The sequence below is a fragment of the Evtepia gabavorous genome (genome assembly GCF_003425665.1).
In the GTDB taxonomy this organism is placed as follows: Bacteria; Bacillota; Clostridia; order Oscillospirales; family Oscillospiraceae; genus Evtepia; species Evtepia gabavorous.
Genome location: NZ_QQRQ01000056.1, coordinates 1 through 1,509 on the forward strand (window position 1 = coordinate 1; position 1,509 = coordinate 1,509).

At 51.7% G+C, this 1,509-nt stretch carries 1 rRNA gene; it reads left to right on the top strand.

Annotation, left to right across the window (positions count from 1 at the left end):
• Positions 1–41: 41 nt before the first annotated feature.
• Positions 42–1,509, top strand: a 23S ribosomal RNA gene (locus tag DV520_RS12440); the annotation flags it as partial.

Here is a 1,509-nt window from a genome sequence, read left to right on the forward strand (position 1 = left end):
ATGAGAACCAGAGCGAGACCTTTCTTGTTCACAAGAAAGTAGGTCAAGCTGAAAAGAGCGCAAGGGGAATGCCTTGGCATCAGGAGCCGAAGAAGGACGTGACAAGCTGCGATAAGCTTCGGGGAGGTGCAAATAACCGTCGATCCGGAGATTTCCGAATGGGGAAACCCGGCAGAGCAATACTCTGTCAGCGTGCGTTGAATGAAATAGGCGTACGTGGGGAACCGCCTGAACTGAAACATCTAAGTAGGGCGAGGAAGAGAAATCAACCGAGATTCCGCCAGTAGTGGCGAGCGAACGCGGAAGAGGCCAAACCAGTGGATTTATTCACTGGGGTTGCGGACAGTCAAGAAGTGAGAAATGGTTAGACGAAGGGTCTGGGAAGGCCCGCCACAGAAGGTGAGAGCCCTGTAGTCGAAAACGATTTCTTAGTGGACTGGATCCAGAGTACCACGGGACACGTGAAACCCTGTGGGAAACCGGGGGGACCACCCTCCAAGCCTAAATACTACCTGATGACCGATAGAGGAGCAGTACCGTGAGGGAAAGGTGAAAAGGACCCCGGGAGGGGAGTGAAAGAGAACCTGAAACCTTGTGCTTACAAGCACTCAAAGCCCGTTAAGGGGTGATGAGGTACCTTTTGTAGAATGGTCCGGCGAGTTATTGTTATCAGCAAGCTTAAGGTATTCAGTACCGAAGGCGTAGGGAAACCGAGTGTGAATAGCGCGCATGAAGTTGGTGGCAATAGACCCGAAACCGGGTGACCTATCCATGGGCAGGTTGAAGTGGAGGTAAAACTCCATGGAGGACCGAACGCACGTTCGTTGCAATGACCGGCGATGACCTGTGGATAGCGGTGAAATTCCAATCGAACCCGGAGATAGCTGGTTCTCCCCGAAATAGCTTTAGGGCTAGCGTTATGTTAGATTACCGGAGGTAAAGCACTGAATGGGCTAGGGGCTGATAAAGTTACTGAACCCTATCAAACTCAGAATGCCGGCTAATTGATGCATAGCAGTCAGACTACGTGAGATAAGTCTCGTGGTCAAAAGGGAAACAGCCCAGACCCACAGCTAAGGTCCCAAATAATTGCTAAGTGGAAAACGATGTGAGATTGCCCAGACAACCAGGATGTTGGCTTAGAAGCAGCCACACATTAAAAGAGTGCGTAATAGCTCACTGGTCGAGTGGTCTTGCGCGGAAAATATAACGGGGCTAAGCAGTTAACCGAAGCTTGGGCTTGCCGAAGGCAGGGGTAGGGGAGCGTCGAATACGGGGTGAAGTCGCAGCGGGAGCAGCGGTGGACTGTATTCGAGTGAGAATGCCGGAATGAGTAGCGAGAATTATGTGGGAATCATAATGGCCGAAAATCTAAGGTTTCCTGGGGAAGGTTCGTCCGCCCAGGGTTAGCCGGGAGCTAAGGCGAGGCCGCGAGGCGTAGTCGATGCACATACGGTTGAAATTCCGTAGCCACCTTATCGAATGAAAGCTGACACTTGGAAATAGCGG